Genomic DNA, 16,689 nt, shown 5'->3' with positions numbered 1-16,689 from the left:
ATGTCCGGTGTCTTGGCGGTTTCCTGTTGTGGCGGATGGGGGAAGAGGGCTACCAGCGCACGCCCTTCAGGAACAACTCCGGCTTGATGTTGGCCTTGTGTTCTTCGACGATGGCAAAAAATCCATGCAACACATCGTCCGTGAGGGGGTGAGGCGTGACGCCGATACCCTGGAGGCCCTGATAAGCAGGGTTGTAGTAGTGCTCTTCTGCTTCTTTGCGAGGATTTTCCACATGGTTGACCTGAACGGCATGCCCTCGTTCAGTGCCAACACGTTGGACGCGTTCAGCGAGTTCGTTGACGGTGAACGTTTCGGTGATCTGGTTGAAAATACGGAGTTCGCCGGGATTCGCGGGGGTCTCGAAGGACTTGTAAACACACTGCAGCGTGTCGCATATGTTCAGATAGCCACGGGTTTGCCCCCCCTTTCCATAAACGGTAAGGGGGTGCCGCGCGACGGACTGCACCACGAATCTGTTGATTACGGTGCCGAATATCTCATCGTAATTGAAGTAGGGGCGCAGGCGCTCGTCAACGCGTGACTCTTCCGTCTCAATTCCGTACACGGGGCCCTGCATCAGGTCTGTCATGCGGAGCTTCCATGTGCGAATGCCGAACCAGAACAGGTCGGTATCCATGATTTTTGACGTGTGGTAGATGGAGCTGGCCTGTCTAGGGAAAAGAAATCTGTCACGCCGGCCTTTGTGTTCAATGTCGAGCCAGCCTTCCTCGATGTCGATATTGGGTGTTCCGTATTCGCCCATGGTGCCGATGTGGATGATATGTGTATCGGGGGCGAAGTCTTTCACGGCGAACATGAGGTTGTTCGTCGTGATGAGGTTGTTGGCGAGCGTGATGTTCGCACGGCGGTAGTCCAGCAGGGAATACGGGGCCGATGGCTGTTCGGCGTAGTGTAGGATGGTGTGCGGCAGGCCGGTGAACCTTTCATCCAGAGCCCATGTGTAACGTACGGCGCCGGAGAACAGGCCGCGCATGGTCTCCGAGTCCGAAAGGTCGGCCAGTATCACCTTGATTTCCCGGCCTGTGGCTTTGTGCCAGATTCGGGCTCGTTCCGGCAGGCTCGGGACGGGGTAGAGGAAGTCTGCATCGACATCGATACAGGCCTTGCGGCGGAAGTAATTGTCTACAACCGTAACCTGGTGACCGCGTGCGGAGAAATACATGGCCGATGGCCAGCCCAGATATCCGTCGCCGCCTAGGATGAGAATGTGCATTGGGGCCTCCTCCGGTGCTTGGGGTGCGGTTAGCCAGCCTTCCGGATGCGATAAAGGTCGTGAATCAGAATGTCGAGTTGGGTCTGCTGGCCGGGCAAAAGGCTCTGCAAGGCGCGGAAATGCGCCGTGACGGACGCCGGGTACAGGTCGCGCAGCTTGTTACGGTCCAGGGCGGTCGTCGTGATGCGGCCCAGGAGGCGATTCAGGAAACGTTTGCACTTTACCTTGACGAGATAGCCTTGCAGCCCTTTTTGGGTGGGGGTATTGCCAACTGCGTGTCTCGCGGCAAGCTCTGATACGACCTGGGCGATTCTTTGTGCCGCCCTGCCATCATGTGTGAAAAATGCAGACATGATGTCGTCTATGCCTTCCGGCTTGGTGAGATAGTGGCCATTGGCCAGGCAGCGGACTGCGTCGTCTTCGTTGTGCATTCTGTGGCTGCACGCCACGGGAATCCAGGGGAAGAAATTTTCCTCGACGACGATTGGTGTATAGGCAATTGCCCATTTTCCGAGCATTGCCGCCTCGAGCCCGGTGGTAGAGTGGTTGTGGATCACGGTACGTGCCGCGAGGATCCAGTTGACTGCGGTTCCCTTGTATATCGGGTAAATACCCGGACTATTGGCAAATGCTTCGCGATATGTGCCAATGTTCTCTTCTGGGTGAGGACGCACCACGACGGGCATTCCGAGTTCTTCGGAAATCCTGCGGATCAATGATATGTTGGCTGCCAAGCGGGCGCTGTCGTATTCCAGGCGCCGTTCCAATTCCTTTACACGCCCTGTGTAGTTCTTGAGGATGTGCTCTCTGCTGTTGATGTTGTTGGAAAATTTGGAGTTCGTTGTATACAGGACGAAATCTCCGTACCGGTCGCGCAGGCGTTGTGCTTCGGCTTCGTACAGATTGCTCAAGGGTGGGGCGAGAAGGTCGAAACGTGGGTGCCCGGTAACCAGGACGCGCCGGGTGTCCATGCTTTCTCTGTGTTCTGCCAGGTAGTTCTGCTGGGATTTGCCCCAAAGCAGGACCCTGTCCATTCGGGACAGGAAGTCGTCTGGCATTCTGATGTCAAGCATGAAGAAGTCGCGGAAATCAACGCCATTTTCTTCGTCAAGGCTTACCAGAAGGCATCCCGCCTCCTTGAGGCGCGTGTAGATGCCCTCGGAAACTCCCCTGTGGAATCCCTTGTCAAAATAGATGACGCCCGGAAGCCTGCATGAGACTTCCAGTGCGGGGTCCTTTGCGCCGAGATATACGTTGAAGCCTCGTTCTGCCAGGACCATGGCCAAGTACAGCTTGGCGTTAAGCTCGCGCGCCGTGGTTTCAATCGGCAGGACTATGTTGCTGTATGTGTTGTTCATGAGCTGAAAGATGCGTTGTGTTTTTGGATGAATTTGGAAATGTCAAGAATGATCATCGAGCGTTTCCCCGTGTGTGCGGTGTCGATGGCGATTCGCGTTCCATCGGCGTTCCAGCGAGGGTGTAGATCGCAACGATGTTCGCCTGACAAGTTGGGCGGACTGTAGAAGGACCCCAGTTGCGTCAGCGTGCCTGCAGAAGGGTTGGCTACCCACAGGTTTCGCTCGGGTCGTGCGCCAGGCAGGGTGTCGCCCACCAGCAGGGTGCCGGCACGGCAGAAGCTGGGGTGTCCGTCCGAAGAAGGCAGGGTGTGGGGGAGGTAGGGCTCTGGAAGGGCGCCAGCTTCGTCCCGAACCATGAAGTAGCCTTGCCGCCCGCCATGCGTGGCGTAAAGAAGCAGGGTGCTGTCGTCAACCCACCAGTAATGGGACACGTGGTCTTCGTGTGTCAGAACCCGAACGTTGTCGCCAGTGGCATCTAGGGTGAGCAGGCGCGTGCGACGTGTACCATCGGGCGCCACCCAGATGTGAAATACCATCAATCTGCTTCCGGAAGGGGTCCAGCAAGGATGGTTGAAGTAGTGGCAGGCGCTTGCCATCGTTGGGGATGGCTGTTGGTGGCAGGCGTTTTCAAGGGAGAGGATGAGTCTTGGCTCGTTGTCGGGAGTCACGAGAAACAGTCCATTGTCTGCCGGAATGGTCGCTGTGGGAGAAAGTTCAGGGATGTTGCCATAGCCGTAGCCAGGGCGCAGGCGTTGCAACCGCGCAAAATCCAAGCTTAATGCGCGTTTTCCCGATGCATCCAGTGCATAGGTTGGCATCGGGAATTCGTAGAGAATGCTCCCGTTTTTCACGTCCTTCACGACACTCGCGGCATGGCCGTTACACAGTGTATTGTACAACACTGCATTTGTTCCGGCCTTCGGAACCCATTGAAGCCGAGCTCCCTGCTGCCAGCACCATGTCTGCGTTTCCGCTGTTTTATGGAACACATCCGGGCTGCTGGTGTCATACCAGCCAAGGTCCATGTGCAAGCTGTTCGAGTGTCTTTTTTTTGATGAAACCTTGCAGGCAAGAATCCGAGCCGTGCTCTCGTGAAATGGAGATATGTCGTAATATCCGAAGAAAATGTGGTTTCCTTTTTCGGTTAACGTAATGCAGGTGATGTCATCTTCAGTCTTGTAGGTGGGTTCATTGCGCGAGAAACGTACTGTAGTGTGTATCGCTTGTTTTATTGCGGTTTTGCACGAAGGCGGGATGAGGCGCTTTGTGAAGTCTATTATATCGTTCATGCGCGCACCATGCGGAACCACCAGTTGCCCATATCCTCAGCGAGAACATCGTGCATGCCGAATCCATCAAGAATGCCGCGCACTTCTTCCATGGTCGCGCCGGGAAATTTTTCCAGCGCATAAGGGGTCATGATTGCTTGAAGAGCGTTGGTGTTATTCCTGATCCGAAGCGCGACTGCAGATTCCTGACGCCAATAGCGGGCGAGGCACCGTACTGCGCGCAGAAGTTCACGTGGCGCGATAGGTGTCGTCCAGCGCAGCGACTCCAGTTCGTCAAGGATGTGATCAGTGGCAGTGCACCCCGACAGGCCGGCTATCTGTGGGGCAACACGGTGACGCGCCGCCGTCGATAACGCATCGCGTTCCACATCGGAAGGAATGTGCATGTGCTCCAGTGCCGCGAACATTTCAAAGGTGTTATCGTATTGTTCGCTAATGGCGTTTGGTAGCTGAACATCATAGCTGCCGGATGTTGTGGGGCAGTACGCCAGGACGCGGCAGCCCAGTAGCGCAGCTTCCAACGCCGTTGTGCACCCGTTGTGAATGGTCGCCACTGCAGCCATGGACCATTCCGTAGCAGTATGCTTTTTTGAGCAGATGCAGTTCTCGTGTTCCTCAGCTATCGCATTCCATACATTGGGATTTTCAGATGGATGCGGTCGAATAACCACGAGGTGATCGGGAAAACGGGCGGGTAGTTGCGCCACCATTTCCTTAAAAAAGCTATAGAGTTTATCGGTATAATCCATGTAGCCGATTTTGAATTCCAGGGCCTGCCCGCTGAGCCCGGAGCGTGCCAGCAAGGCCTTGCGGAATGCTTCGGGAGACATGTGAAAGGGGTTGCTGTGGGAGAAGCGCGAATTCACGAGTAGTATGGGGCGGTCAGACTGAATGGCCGTGTGCCGGTGAAGATGTCGGTACTGCGGTTCCAGAATGTCCAGGCGGGGGTTGCCTGCGGGGGTCATGTGCCCTCTGGCCAGCGGATAGCGAGTGGCGATGGCCTCGAGGTCGCCGGAGCCCCGTGTAAAGAATTTGTGGCAGGCATACAGGGCCTCGGGCCGAACGCGCTCATCAACGTAGTATGGATCGTTCTTGACGACGAGCGCCTCCTCGTCCCATGCCGCCACGCCAAAGCCAAGCCTGCGCAATTCCGGGAGCCTTGTGGTGCTGCCGACGCTGATGTCGTTTTCCATGACAATGCCCCGGGGAAAGCGCGGGGTGTTGGCATGGAAAAAACGGGCACAACCGAGCAATGCCGTAAATCCTCTTCGCGCGGCATGCCCGGCGAAGAATATTTTTGCAAGAAATTCACGGGTCTTTGTTTCGACCGGAAGCAGCAGGATGGTTGGATTAGGCATGGTTGGCTTTGTTTTAATTCTGCGGTGATAACGACAGCCATTGGCGCAACAGTTTTTCAGAAATGAACGTTTCGGCCCGAGCCATGGCATCATTGGATGCGCCGCCGATGTGGGGCGTGATCAGTACCCGGCGGCTGCACGCGGCAAGCTGCCGCAGTTTGAGGGAACTGGCTGTGGCTGCGGCGTCATACTCGTCTTCAAGGACGTCCAGCGCAGCGCCCGCGATTTTTCCCGTTTCCAGGGCCTCGACAAGGGCGCGCTCGTCAATGACGTCACCGCGCGCGGTATTGATGAGCACGGCGCCACGTTGCATGCGGGCAAAGGCCGAGCGGCCGACAAGGTGGTGGGTTTCCGGAGCCGAGGGGACGTGCACGGTGATGACGTCGCTCTCGGCGTACAGAGCGTCATGGGAAACCTGCTCTGCCCAAGGGGGAAGCTCCATGGGCCGGATGTCTGCAACAAGGACGCGCATGCCGAAGGCATGTCCGTAGTTCGCGACGATCGTGCCGAGCCGTCCGTAGCCCAATATCCCCAGCGTTCGACCGGCAAGCTGCAGGCCGTCCCGAAATTCGTCACGGTTCCACCTGCCGTGGGCGGTGTGCGCGCATGCGGCAGGTATGCTGCGTACGAGTGCCAGCAACAATCCCCACGTGAGTTCTGCGGTGACGGTGATGCGCCGCAGAAATTCCGTTTCACCCTTGAGGCTTATTATCTCTATGCCTCGTTGCGCTGCAGCGGAGATATCTATGTGATTCAGTCCCGTGGTGGCAGAGACGATTGCCCGCAGCCTGGGAGCATGGCCGAAAAACTCCGTATCCAGGCGATGCCCCAGGCGTACGAGGATGACATCCGCGTCACGGGATTCGTGCAGCAGGTCAGAACGTGTTGCCGCACCCATGTGGACCTCGAAAACGCCCCTCAGGGTTTCAAGGACGTCTTTGGGGAAGTTGAGTGGTTCCGTAATGAGCAGCTTGGGCTTCATGGCTGCCACAGCCCTTGCTCAACCAGCCACCCCCCCACGGCTTCCGCGATCACCCAATCCAGGGGGACGTCTATGTTGATGCTGCGCTCCGGTGGCATGACGTAACCCAGCACGGACGACCCATAAAGCGATTTCCTATCCATGATGACGTCTCGGCGCATGAGGTAGATCGCGCCATTGCGCCACCACACGGGGGCAAAATCCTGGCGCCTGACGCCGGCAGGGTTTGCCGGAAGCATGGGGGAAAGCCCCGTTTCGGGGTTGCCCGTGTAGCAGGTGAGGGGATGATGCCCCGATACATCGGCAACGCTGATCACCGTTTCGGCGCCGCTGGCATTCATGAGGGCCACGGCACCTTCGATATCCTCTGTGAGGCGGAAGGGTGTGGTCGGCTGCAGCAGCAGGACGGCATCGAAGTGTTCGCCGCGATCCTCAAGAAACGAAAGGGCATGCCGGATGGCGTCTATCTGAAGAGCGGTGGACGTCGCAAGTTCGATCGGGCGCATGAAAGGCACGTCCGCGCCATGTTCGCGTGCCACGGTTGCGATTTCGTGATCGTCGGTCGACACCAGGAGGTGGTTGACCGACGAAGAGCGCAGTCCGACACGAATCGCATGAGCGATAAGGGGAATTCCCATCAGCGGGCGGACATTTTTCCTGGGGACGCCCTTGGAGCCGCCCCGGGCATTGATCAGGCCGAGAATGCGCATGGTTGCTCCGTGCGCGCTTGCGCGGTGGTGTGTGCAAGTTTGCCGAAGGCTTCGAACCAAAGGGCGATGTTGCACCATTGCCACAGGAAGAAGCTGTTGTCGGCCCCGTGCGCAAGGTAGTTCCGAAACCTGTTCTGCAGTGCCGGGATGTGAAAATAGCCGCAGTCGCGCAGTGCCGCGGAATGCAGCAGATCACCCACCCAAGATGCCAGTGGCCCGCGCAGCCATTCTCTCTGGGGTGCCACAACCGCCCGCTTGGTCTGAAGGAGTGCCGCCTTTTCCGGGTGCCTTCCGGCAATCAGCCGGCGGACAAGGTACTTGGACACGCCATCGCGTATCTTGAGGCTGCTGGGCAAGGTGAACGTGAACTCGACGAGGCGGTGATCCAGAAAGGGCTCTCGCAGTTCTATGCCGCTGGCCATGGAGAGTCGGTCATTCATGCGCAGGACGCGAGGCAGCTTGCGGTAGATGAGGTCGATCTTGAGGGCTTGTTCCAGCGGGGCGGCCAGAGTGGATGGCCTGTCCGGCAGGACCGGGTTGCCGAGCCTGGCAAAATCCGGGGCGAGAACCTCTGGCGCAAGAAACGGGGAGGCGTCCTGATAGGTGTTGGCGCCCAGCCATGCGTCAATGCTCTGCGTTCCGGCGGCCAATCTGGAGTAGTAGGCATACCCGCCAAAGAGTTCGTCGACACCCTGCGCTTCAAGCTGGACGACAACCCCGCGCTTGCGGTGTTCGCGGTGCAGCTTGTGGTACGCCAGCGTCGAGACGCCACCAATGGGGGCCTCCTGATGCCACAGTGCCTCGTGCATGAGGCCCGGAATTTCGCCGGGCGCTGTGGGGATTTCGAAAGAATTCCATCTTTCCTGGTCCATCAGCCGTCTGGTGAACCAGGTCTCGTCGTACTGCGGCTCCCGGAAGCAGGCAGTGCTTGCATCAAGTCGCTGGTTGAGGGGGCTCAGCTGCTCCATGATGCTCATCAGGGTGAAGGAATCCAGGCCACCACTGAAGTTCAGCCCCAGCGGAACATCCGAGCGTAGCCGTATGCGCACCGCGTCGAGCAGCAGGTCGCCGAGTCTCTCAATGGCTTCTTCTTCCCTGATGGGTGCCACGTCGCAGGCATCTGGAATGCGCACGCTCCAGTATTGTCTGGGGGCGGGGGCGCTGGCCGGTGTCAGCAGCATGAAATGTCCCGCAGGAAGCGAGTGGACCTGTGCGAAGAACGTAGCGTCCGAGTGGTCGTAAAGCCCGTGCGCCAGATAGGTGGCGAAGGTTTCGTGGTTCGGGCGCGAATCCACGCCAGCGGCGAACAGCGCCTTTGCCTCGGAAGCGAAACGGAACGTCCTGCCGTCCCAGGAATAGAGAAAGGGCTTGATGCCCAGCCGGTCACGCGCGCAGAACAGCACGCTGGCTTTAGCGTCCCACAGGGCGAAGGAAAACATCCCCACGAAACGGGAAAGGCACTCCACTCCCCATTTGTCGTAAGCCGCCAGGATGACTTCGGTGTCCGAGTTGGAGCGAAATGGATATTCGCTTAGAATTTCACGCAGTTCTAGGTAGTTGTAGATTTCGCCATTGAAGACGAGGTGGCGCTGGCCGGTGGCATCCGCCATGGGCTGCAGCCCCTGCGGGCTCAGGTCGAGAATGCTGAGCCTGGTGTGGGCAAGCCCGATGGATTGATCCGGAATGCAGTATGTACCGCGCGCGTCAGGGCCCCGATGATGGAGCGCCGTAGTCATGGCCTCGAGAGCGTGGAATGTGAGTGCCGGGCCAAATATGCCTGCAATGCCGCACATTGCGTATCCTTTGCCTGTATCGGATTAGTTGCTGAACACCAGCCGCTTGCGGATGTCTAGGGTTACGGAGGCCAGGATATCGGCAATGCGCTTGCCAGCATGGCCGTCGCCGTACAGGGCGTTGCTTTGGTATTTGCCATGCGCCATCTGCTGCCTGATGGCCAAGTCGATGGCGTCATGGGCGTAGGGCGCGTGCACAACGTTGGGCCCATGCTCGCGGTTGGACTGGCGGGTGCCGATGTTGACGGCCGGCACGCCGAGCAAGGCGCCTTCGCGTAGGGCGGATGAGGAGTTGCCGACGAGGCAGGCGCAATTGTCGATGAGCCGCACATAATCTTCAGCGGAAAGATTCTTTACAAAGAACACGGGGTGGCTGCTGCGGCTTTCACGGAACTGGCGCAACCGCTTTGAGATCTGGTCTGTACCGGCATCGATGTTGGGCCAGAGCCAGACTGTCTGTACTTGCTGTGACAGGATGGCGTTCAGCGTCTCGTCGATTTGTGCGTAGGCCGAGCCGTATTCAGTGGTAACAGGATGTTGCAGCACCACAATGTATGGCTTCAGCGGGTCGATGGAATTTCCGACCCCGGGATTCCGTGCGAAAAAATCCTGGTCGAGCTTGGTCGAGGCAAGTGATGTCACGATGTCCATGGCCGGGCATCCGGTAAGGAAGACCTTGTCGGGGGCCTCTCCCATGCGGAGCAGCGTATCACGTGCCTTGGCCGTCGCAGGGAAGTGCACGTGCGCCAGTTTTGTGATGGCATGACGAACGCACTCGTCGATCGACCCTGTCTCTTCACCCCCCTGCGTGTGCGCCAGGGGGATGTTCATATAGCTTGCAGACACCGCTGTTGCCAGCGTCTCATGTCTGTCTGCGACCGTCAGGACAACATCAGGCTTCGTCTGCTCGAAAAGCGTCGAGAGTTCTATCATGCCGAGAGCTGTCGATTTTACCATGTTTGCGGGCGTATCGCCTTCAAGGGCCATGTAGACAACGGCGGATTCTTTGATGCCATCACTCCTGATGATGTCGATGACACGGCCGAAGCGATCCAGCAGGGCTGATGCCCCGACAATAAGCTGCAGTTCAAGCTGCGGATGCTCTTGTACAGCAAGAATGACGGATTTGATGCGCGCGTAATTCGCCCTGCTGTTCACTACGATGCAGATTTTTCTCATGTTATGTTCTGCCGAATCATGCGTTGTTGTCATCTAGGTCGCTCCACTGTAGCAGCCGGTCTGCGGTGATGTTTCTGCGTAGGCGGCGTCCCTGCAGGGAATCAAGATGTTCAGGAGGGATGCCCGTTGCCGGTTTCTTCAGCGTGAGCATGGACAGGTCAAGGACCGTGCCTGTGGGCAGGTCGCGAACGGGTGCGACGCTTTTGCCGAAAATCCTGCGCGAATCCGCCAGGGAGTGCGCCAAGGCGTCCTTATCGACGGGGTGCGTACGCATGACTTCCAGCGCATCACGAAAGGCCGCGAGGGTGGCGAATTCCTCGAACGTAAGGGAGGCAGGCACGTCGGGCCCGAACATGCTGCGATGGAAGGTGACGTGTACCTCTACCATTGCTGCGCCCCGGGCCATTGCCGCCATTGCCGGTTCAGTTCTTCCCGTGTGGTCGGACAGGCCGACCGGGCAGGCATACCGTTTGCGGAATTCCTGAAGAACGTTGAGCCCCACTTCCTCAAGACAGGAAGGATACTTGCTGGTGCACTGGAACATGGCGAACGGCGATCCGTCGCAGCGGAAGCCTGCTGCCAGTTGATCCAGTTCCGTGTAGCTCGCCATTCCTGTGGAAAGCAGGATCGGTTTTCCCGTTGCAAGGATGGCCTGCATCATGTCCGTCGAGCGGAGTTCTCCCGAGCCGATTTTCCATGCAGGGGTTCCCAGCTGGTCAAGCAGCCGTACGGCGGCTACAGAGAATGGCGAAGACAGGAACACCAGGCCGCATTCACGGGCATGTTCCGCCAAGCCCTGCCATTGCTCCGGCGTGAATTCCATGCGCTTCCAGTAATCATATCTGGTGGCGTCCTGTTTTGAAAAGAGCACCCGGAAGGGCTCGTCGCGCGTGGATTCGGCACTGGCGATGTGTGTCTGGAATTTGATCGCGTCGGCCCCGGCGACTGCTGCCGCCGAGACGAAGGCGTGCGCCATTCCCAGGGAGCCATCGTGAGCCTGGGCAACCTCGGCGATCAGGAATGGCTTGTTGTCATTCTGGATCGCCTTCCCGGCGATCATGATATCGCTATTCACGTGGGCCTCCCAAGCCGTGCTCTGCAAGCTCGCAGAGCCGCGCTGCAACAGCAGCTGCGGCGGTGCCTCGGTTGACTGAAACTTCCTGCTGCACCATCTGTTCGCGCTCGTGCTTGAGCCGTTGTGGTGAGGCAAGCTCGGCGGCGATCGTGGGGGCAAGATGCTCTGGTGAGAATACGCGGGTCACGCCGTTTGTGGCGAATATTCTTTCCAGGTGTTGCAAGGTTAGCTGCTTGAGAGGAATGTCGTATATGGATGTCTTCCATGTGCCGAACGCAATGTCGATAATCGGTTTGTCGAAAATTGCCGCTTCGATCATCTGTGTGGAGGCAACTTCGACACAGGCGTCGCAATGGTGGAACATATCAATAAGATCTTGCCCGTCGCGAGCATCAAGAAAGTAGTCCGCACCGTACGTCACCCTGACCGGTATTGGCATTGCGGCACGGCCATGCGGTAGGCTCCTCGCGATGTCGTGGTATTGATGAAGTAGTTGCTGTTCATCGTGAAAGGCGGGATGCGGGCGCAGCAATAGGCCGGTGCGAGGTGGGAATGCCTGTGTCAGGAGTCCTTCGACTAGATGTTTGACAAGACAGAGATTGCCGTCGTGGTACGCAGGATAGCCGAGCGACACGTATATGAGGTTGGCGGTGTCGGCAGCCAGGCCATGCTTGTGCAGGAACTCTTCGCGCGTGCACGAAGGGGAGGCGTTGAACATGGAATCCCACCCTGGCGCCCCGTCGACGAAGACGTGTTCAGGCGGCATGTCCAGATAGTGGATGGCCTCCTGGCGGGTAAGATGGCTCCAGACCAGCATGTAATCCGGGTGTACCGGGGGGTAGCCCTTGGTGGACGTTTTGTCCCAGCTTTGCACCACGGTGGCGATGGGAATTTGCAGCGCCTTGGCGGCGCACATGATTTGCCCGTCAAGTGCGAGCCCTGCGCTGGCTGTGACGAGCAGGTCCGGGGAAGTGTCTCTCAGGATGGCGTCGAATCCGCTGGAATGACACGTCATCCTGTATCCTAATTGGATGGCGCGTCGAAAGCACCTGCAATTGCCACCCGCATTGGCCATGGCGAGTGTCGCGATGTCCAGCAGTTGTTTGCCCCAAGGCTTGGCTTTCATGCTGCGTGCGACTTCGCTGCGCATGATTCTGCCGGAAGCGTTTTCGGGCAGGTCGCCACTCGCGTATGTCAGTTCAGCCGCCAGTGCAAGCATGGCATTGAGAGCCCTGCGACCGCGAACTGGATCGGAACTGAGACTGTTGTCTCCCCGCGATTTGCCGAGCCCCGCAGGCAGCGCCAGTACCTTGGCCTTGCTGCCTGCGGCCTGTCGCAACCCGTCAGCCAGGTTTGTGGGGACAAGCAAAGTTACGTCGACATGGTTCGCCATTTCTTCGATAACGCCCGAGAACACGAGCGTGCGTATGTCAAACGGACGGTAGGCAAACACGAGAACGTGCGGCGTGTGTTTCTGGGCGTTGGGTGGCATGTGATGGTCCGGCTTCCGCACTACGTGATGTCGTCAGGGATGTGGATCAGTTGGCGTTCGATCAGAAACTCCGCATAAGCGAAGTCTTCAGGGCCGTCCACGTCATGCGCGTACGGGCGTTCTATCACGAGGCCTGCCTGGTTGAGCCCGAAGCATCGATTTCCGGAGAGAATGGAGCTTGCGCGGAACGCAACAAGGTTGCCGAAACGATAATTCTTGGGCTTCAGCTGCTTGTTGTATGCGGCTTGCCGTTCTTTCTCATAACGGAATCGCACGTGCCCGTTTTCAAAGCTGCGCTGGTTCCATGCGTGCAGGTTGTGCGGAATGTCGGCAATGGTGAGTGCGGTGTCCAGGCTCTTGTCTTCCTTGAGCAGCTTGACAAGGCCGTCGATATGCTCCGGTAGCACGAACGGAGAGGTGGGTTGCAGCAGCACAATGATGCCGGGTGCCTCACCATCCTGCTGCTGCAGAACATGCAGCGCGTGCACCACGGCCTCTTCGGTCAGTGACTCATCCGTGGCAAGCTCTGCCGGCCTGTCAATGACGGAGACGCCGTACTTTTTGCAGCAAGCCGCGATATCGGGATGATCCGTCGAACATGCCAGTCCACCAAGCGAGGATTGCATTGCGTGTTTTGCCGCTGCAATGCAGTAGCTTATCAGCGGTTTTCCGCAGAGTGGATGGATATTCTTGAGCCGAAGTGACTTCGACCCGCCTCGGGCCGGGATGAGCCCGAGGGTCTTTTCCTCATTTATCGGTATCATCAGCATTGCTCGCGTTGTTTCTGAATACGGCGTGACTTGCTTTGAGCTCTTTCGGATCGATTGTGGCAAGCAGGCTTTCAACCTGTTCGCGCACCATGTCATACGCGCCATTCGCCACGATACGTCCGTTGTCCAGCACTAGAACGCAGTCGCCGTGTTTCGCGGTATTTATGCGGTGCGTCACGACAAGAATGGTGATGCCTGGCAGCGCCTGTCTGATTGCAAGGATGATGGACTGCTCAAGATTTTCTTCAAACGAGGTCGTGGCTTCGTCAAGAATGAGAAGTTCCGGGCTGCCGGCAAGTGCGCGAGCGATGGCGATACGCTTGCGTTGTCCTCCCGAAAGCTCCAACCCGCGATCGCCAACAATTGTATCAAGCCCTTCCGGTCGCGTGCCCAGCAGTGGCAGCAGGCCGGCAAGTTCCGCCGCGGCCTCTACTTCACGATCTGTCACATGTTGCCGCCCAAGGCGGATGTTGTCGCGGAGCGACCCGGTGAAGATGACGGCTTCTTGCGAAACGTAGCCTAGTTTGTTGCGCCAGCTTTTGATGTCGTAGTCGGATATATCGTGACCGGCCATGGCGATGGAACCCGATGTCGGGCTGTAGAAGCGGCCGATCATATCCAGGATGGTGCTCTTCCCCGCCCCGGAAGAGCCCAGAAGGTAGGTTGTTTTGCCTGCGGGGATCGATGCAGTCACATCGTGAAGTACCTGCCGGTCGTCCGAATAGCCAAAGGACACCGCGTCGAAAGTCAGCCCTTCGAATTTGGGCGCGGGCATCTTGTCGTTGTCGTCTGGCTGCTCGGCGGCCAGCCTCGGGTCTTCAAGCAGTTCAAAGACCAAATGCACGGAAGGAACCTTGTTTGAATAGGCCACCTTGATGGAAACCAGCTGACTTTGGGCCGCCATGAGGCGGACCAGGGCCAGCGCGAAGAAGGCTATTTTGGGCAGGACGAGCGCCAGTTGGTCGGGGGCGTATATATGCAGCGCGTAGAGCATGCCGCCGCCGACGGTGATGAAGATGAATTCCCCGACTGGCTGCGGCAGCCCTTTGATGATCTGGGTAAGAATGAAGACGCGGGTGAGCTGCGCCATTATCGAGCGGATGCCTGTGATTCTGAGCCGTTCAGCGCCGAACAGGCGAATTTCGCGCTGTGCCGACGCCGTTTCGTACACATAGCCGATAATCGACTGGGAAAGCCTGATGCTTTCCTTGCCGAGTCGGGATGCGGTGCCAAACAGAAGCTTTCTGATGGGAATGACAACCAGGCTGATCAGGGTTCCGAACACCGCAACTACACGCCAGTCCACAATCGCCATGCTTCCCACGAGAAAGCACACCATGAAGAAGTTGATCAGGTAGGTGAGATAAAAGTTGAGGAACCGCGATACCTCTGTGGTCTCGCGAATGATGTTGTTGGCAATAGTTCCGTGTCGTTGAGCGGCAATGACCGCATATGGCGCAAAAAGATAGCGCTGTCCCAATAGTTCCAACCAGTGCAGGCGCACTCTTTCCGCCGTTGCGGCGTTGAAGCTGAGGCTAGCTATGGAAAAGAACGACTTGAAGAAGTAGGTGAATATAAGGATTGCGCATAGTGCGCCGAATATGTCGTTGATTCCAAATGAATGCAGCGTGTTGATGATGACCTTAAGGGCGCCGCTTTGTCTGTCCGAGGCGGCATTGGCGTCGGACATCACTTCCAGAATGGGAAGAAACAACAGCCCGGACATGCTCTCAAGAAGCGCGCTGGCAACCATCAATCCAAGTGCCAAGAACAGGCGGCTGCGAGCTGGCCCGAACGCTCGAAGCATCAATTTGAAGGATTCGATCATGGATTCAGCGCTACGCCCATGTTTGCAAGCCTGTCGGCGTGACAATCAGTCTTGAAGCAGTAGAAATTGAAGGAAAGACCCTTTTGCGTGCCCCACCCTGGGGGCAGCGCGTCAGGGGATTCGATTTTTTCCAACCCGGAGTCGCTCCGATGAGCCTGCCAAATCGAGAAACCGCGCTCGGTAAACCAATTGAACGCGTGCTCGAAACTGCAATTAAAACGTTCCCAGTAGCGTGAGCATTCAACGCAGAGGAATGGTGGCTTTTCACCCGTGAGCAGGTTTTCCATCCCGTAAACGACGTCCATTTCCGGTCCATCAACATCGATCTTGACGAAATCCACGGCAGGCAAGGAGTGCTCTCTGACGATATCGTCCACCCTGACGACCGGGATGAGTATTTCATGATCCTGGCCAGCAACCCGCTGGATCAATCCGGCCCGCGCTTCGTGGGAAAAACCCAGCATTCCCTCTTGTGCTCCGGCGGCCAGGTTGAGCGGGGTGGTCCAGGTGCAGTTGTTCAGCTGCAACGCCTTGCAAAGGAACGGGAAATTGAGGGGGGACGGTTCAAGGGCCACGACCATGCCTGACGGTCCAACCGCGAGCGCTTCCTGAACGGCAGTCAGTCCCACCTGTGCGCCGACATCGATGACAACGTCACCGGGCTTGAGGCAGCGGGCGATGAGCTGGTCCAGCGCCTGCTCATGATGTCCCTGTCCGCAGCGCTGGGCCCAGATCCGGCTGGAAAGTACAGGGCGCAGTTCTTGGCCGTTATCCCATTCGACGGCCGGGGAAGGCAGGATTGGGATAAGTCTCTGCCCCAGCGGAGAGGGGCGCCACTGATGATGCTTGTCCAGATAGCAGAGTCCGGTAACCAGGCGGTAGTACTTTCGCAGGAGGCGGGTCAGAAGTCTCATGCCGGCTCCTTGGCCACTACGGCGGCAAAGCGCTGGTAGCCATCAAGGGTCAACGACTTGAGACCCGCACAGAACCAGTGGTGTTCCTTGGCCATGCGAATCAGCGGCTGGGAGAGATGCGGCTTGTGCACGTCGTCCACAATGATCATGCCGCCCGGGCGAAGGCCGCGCATGAGGCGGGGAAGGTGCTCCACGCGGCGCGCTATTGGCCGAACATCCAACACGACAAGATCGAAGTCGGTATCCCCTGAAGCCTCGAACGTATCCCAGGTCATCAGGTTGCTGGTGTCGAGTTGCGCAGCCTCCAGGTATTCCCGGGTGCGAGCCAGCCAATCCGCGCTGTCATCGACCGAGGTGACGTCCACAGGCGTGGCCTGCGACTTGGCGTAGCTGCGGAGGACATAGGAGGTGTAGCCGGATCCGAGGTCCACGAGGCGCCGGGGTTGCAGGACACGGCACAGCGCGGCCAGTAGCGCCGCAAGCTCGAGCGATGCGGCGGATGAGCCTACGGAAACCGTGGATGTGTATTCGGCGTGGGAGTCCTGCAAGTCTCGCTTCGCATCAGCCAGCAGAACGGGGAAGTCGATGCCGTTTGGCAGCAGGTTGATGATGTCATGCGCAGGGTCGAAATCAAGAACCTGAGGCTTTCCGAGTGCTTTCTTAAGCAAATTCAGTATCATTTTCATCTCCATCCGGGGCGTGCGTTG

General features: G+C 58.0%; 14 protein-coding genes. All 14 read right to left on the bottom strand.

Features of this window, described 5'->3' with window-relative positions; genetic code table 11:
* Nucleotides 1-49: 49 nt before the first annotated feature.
* From RVX_RS15630 to RVX_RS15565, 14 genes are read right to left on the bottom strand one after another with little or no spacing between them, the layout of a single operon-like run.
* A complete protein-coding gene (locus RVX_RS15630) occupies nt 50-1,234 on the bottom strand; it encodes an NAD-dependent epimerase/dehydratase family protein (RefSeq protein ID WP_420192372.1) in 1,185 nt (394 codons plus the stop codon).
* A gap of 29 nt (nt 1,235-1,263) precedes the next feature.
* Nucleotides 1,264-2,592 (bottom strand): surface carbohydrate biosynthesis protein, encoded by a 1,329-nt coding sequence (locus RVX_RS15625; protein WP_420192371.1) that lies wholly within the window; start codon nt 2,590-2,592, stop codon nt 1,264-1,266.
* The gene (locus tag RVX_RS15620) at nt 2,589-3,881 is read right to left on the bottom strand and encodes a hypothetical protein (RefSeq protein WP_420192370.1); all 1,293 of its coding nucleotides are present in this window, start codon (nt 3,879-3,881) and stop codon (nt 2,589-2,591) included. Before RVX_RS15620 ends, RVX_RS15625 begins: the two co-directional genes overlap by 4 nt.
* Nucleotides 3,878-5,332, bottom strand: a complete 1,455-nt coding sequence (locus tag RVX_RS15615; RefSeq protein ID WP_420192369.1) for a surface carbohydrate biosynthesis protein — start codon at nt 5,330-5,332, stop codon at nt 3,878-3,880. The genes RVX_RS15620 and RVX_RS15615 overlap by 4 nt, the downstream gene beginning before the upstream one ends.
* A complete protein-coding gene (locus RVX_RS15610; protein WP_420192368.1) occupies nt 5,253-6,221 on the bottom strand; it encodes a 2-hydroxyacid dehydrogenase in 969 nt (322 codons plus the stop codon). The genes RVX_RS15615 and RVX_RS15610 overlap by 80 nt, the downstream gene beginning before the upstream one ends.
* Complete coding sequence (locus RVX_RS15605; RefSeq protein ID WP_420192367.1) at nt 6,218-6,931, bottom strand: cytidylyltransferase domain-containing protein; 714 nt, start codon at nt 6,929-6,931, stop codon at nt 6,218-6,220. Before RVX_RS15605 ends, RVX_RS15610 begins: the two co-directional genes overlap by 4 nt.
* The gene (asnB, locus tag RVX_RS15600) at nt 6,913-8,724 is read right to left on the bottom strand and encodes an asparagine synthase (glutamine-hydrolyzing) (RefSeq protein WP_420192366.1); all 1,812 of its coding nucleotides are present in this window, start codon (nt 8,722-8,724) and stop codon (nt 6,913-6,915) included. The genes RVX_RS15605 and asnB overlap by 19 nt, the downstream gene beginning before the upstream one ends.
* A 24-nt stretch (nt 8,725-8,748) precedes the next feature.
* Nucleotides 8,749-9,936, bottom strand: coding sequence for a UDP-N-acetylglucosamine 2-epimerase (neuC, locus tag RVX_RS15595; protein WP_420192365.1), 1,188 nt, complete (start codon nt 9,934-9,936; stop codon nt 8,749-8,751).
* Nucleotides 9,920-10,978 carry an N-acetylneuraminate synthase family protein gene (locus RVX_RS15590; protein WP_420192364.1) on the bottom strand — a complete coding sequence of 353 codons (1,059 nt, stop codon included), beginning with the start codon at nt 10,976-10,978 and terminating at the stop codon, nt 9,920-9,922. The genes neuC and RVX_RS15590 overlap by 17 nt, the downstream gene beginning before the upstream one ends.
* Nucleotides 10,971-12,470: a hypothetical protein gene (locus tag RVX_RS15585; RefSeq protein WP_420192363.1), complete on the bottom strand. Its 1,500-nt coding sequence runs from the start codon at nt 12,468-12,470 to the stop codon at nt 10,971-10,973. Before RVX_RS15585 ends, RVX_RS15590 begins: the two co-directional genes overlap by 8 nt.
* A gap of 20 nt (nt 12,471-12,490) precedes the next feature.
* Nucleotides 12,491-13,240 carry a cytidylyltransferase domain-containing protein gene (locus RVX_RS15580; RefSeq protein ID WP_172596673.1) on the bottom strand — a complete coding sequence of 250 codons (750 nt, stop codon included), beginning with the start codon at nt 13,238-13,240 and terminating at the stop codon, nt 12,491-12,493.
* The gene (locus tag RVX_RS15575; RefSeq protein WP_116308081.1) at nt 13,218-15,068 is read right to left on the bottom strand and encodes an ABC transporter ATP-binding protein; all 1,851 of its coding nucleotides are present in this window, start codon (nt 15,066-15,068) and stop codon (nt 13,218-13,220) included. The genes RVX_RS15580 and RVX_RS15575 overlap by 23 nt, the downstream gene beginning before the upstream one ends.
* On the bottom strand, nt 15,065-15,982 hold the full coding sequence (locus RVX_RS15570) for an FkbM family methyltransferase (protein WP_116308080.1): 918 nt from the start codon (nt 15,980-15,982) through the stop codon (nt 15,065-15,067). The genes RVX_RS15575 and RVX_RS15570 overlap by 4 nt, the downstream gene beginning before the upstream one ends.
* Complete coding sequence (locus RVX_RS15565) at nt 15,979-16,668, bottom strand: hypothetical protein (RefSeq protein WP_420192362.1); 690 nt, start codon at nt 16,666-16,668, stop codon at nt 15,979-15,981. Before RVX_RS15565 ends, RVX_RS15570 begins: the two co-directional genes overlap by 4 nt.
* Nucleotides 16,669-16,689 lie beyond the last annotated feature (21 nt).

The organism is Nitratidesulfovibrio sp. HK-II, from assembly GCF_003402415.2.
GTDB lineage: Bacteria > Desulfobacterota > Desulfovibrionia > Desulfovibrionales > Desulfovibrionaceae > Cupidesulfovibrio.
The sequence above is the reverse complement of the archived record's forward strand: the minus strand, read 5'-3'. Positions and strand labels throughout refer to the sequence as shown.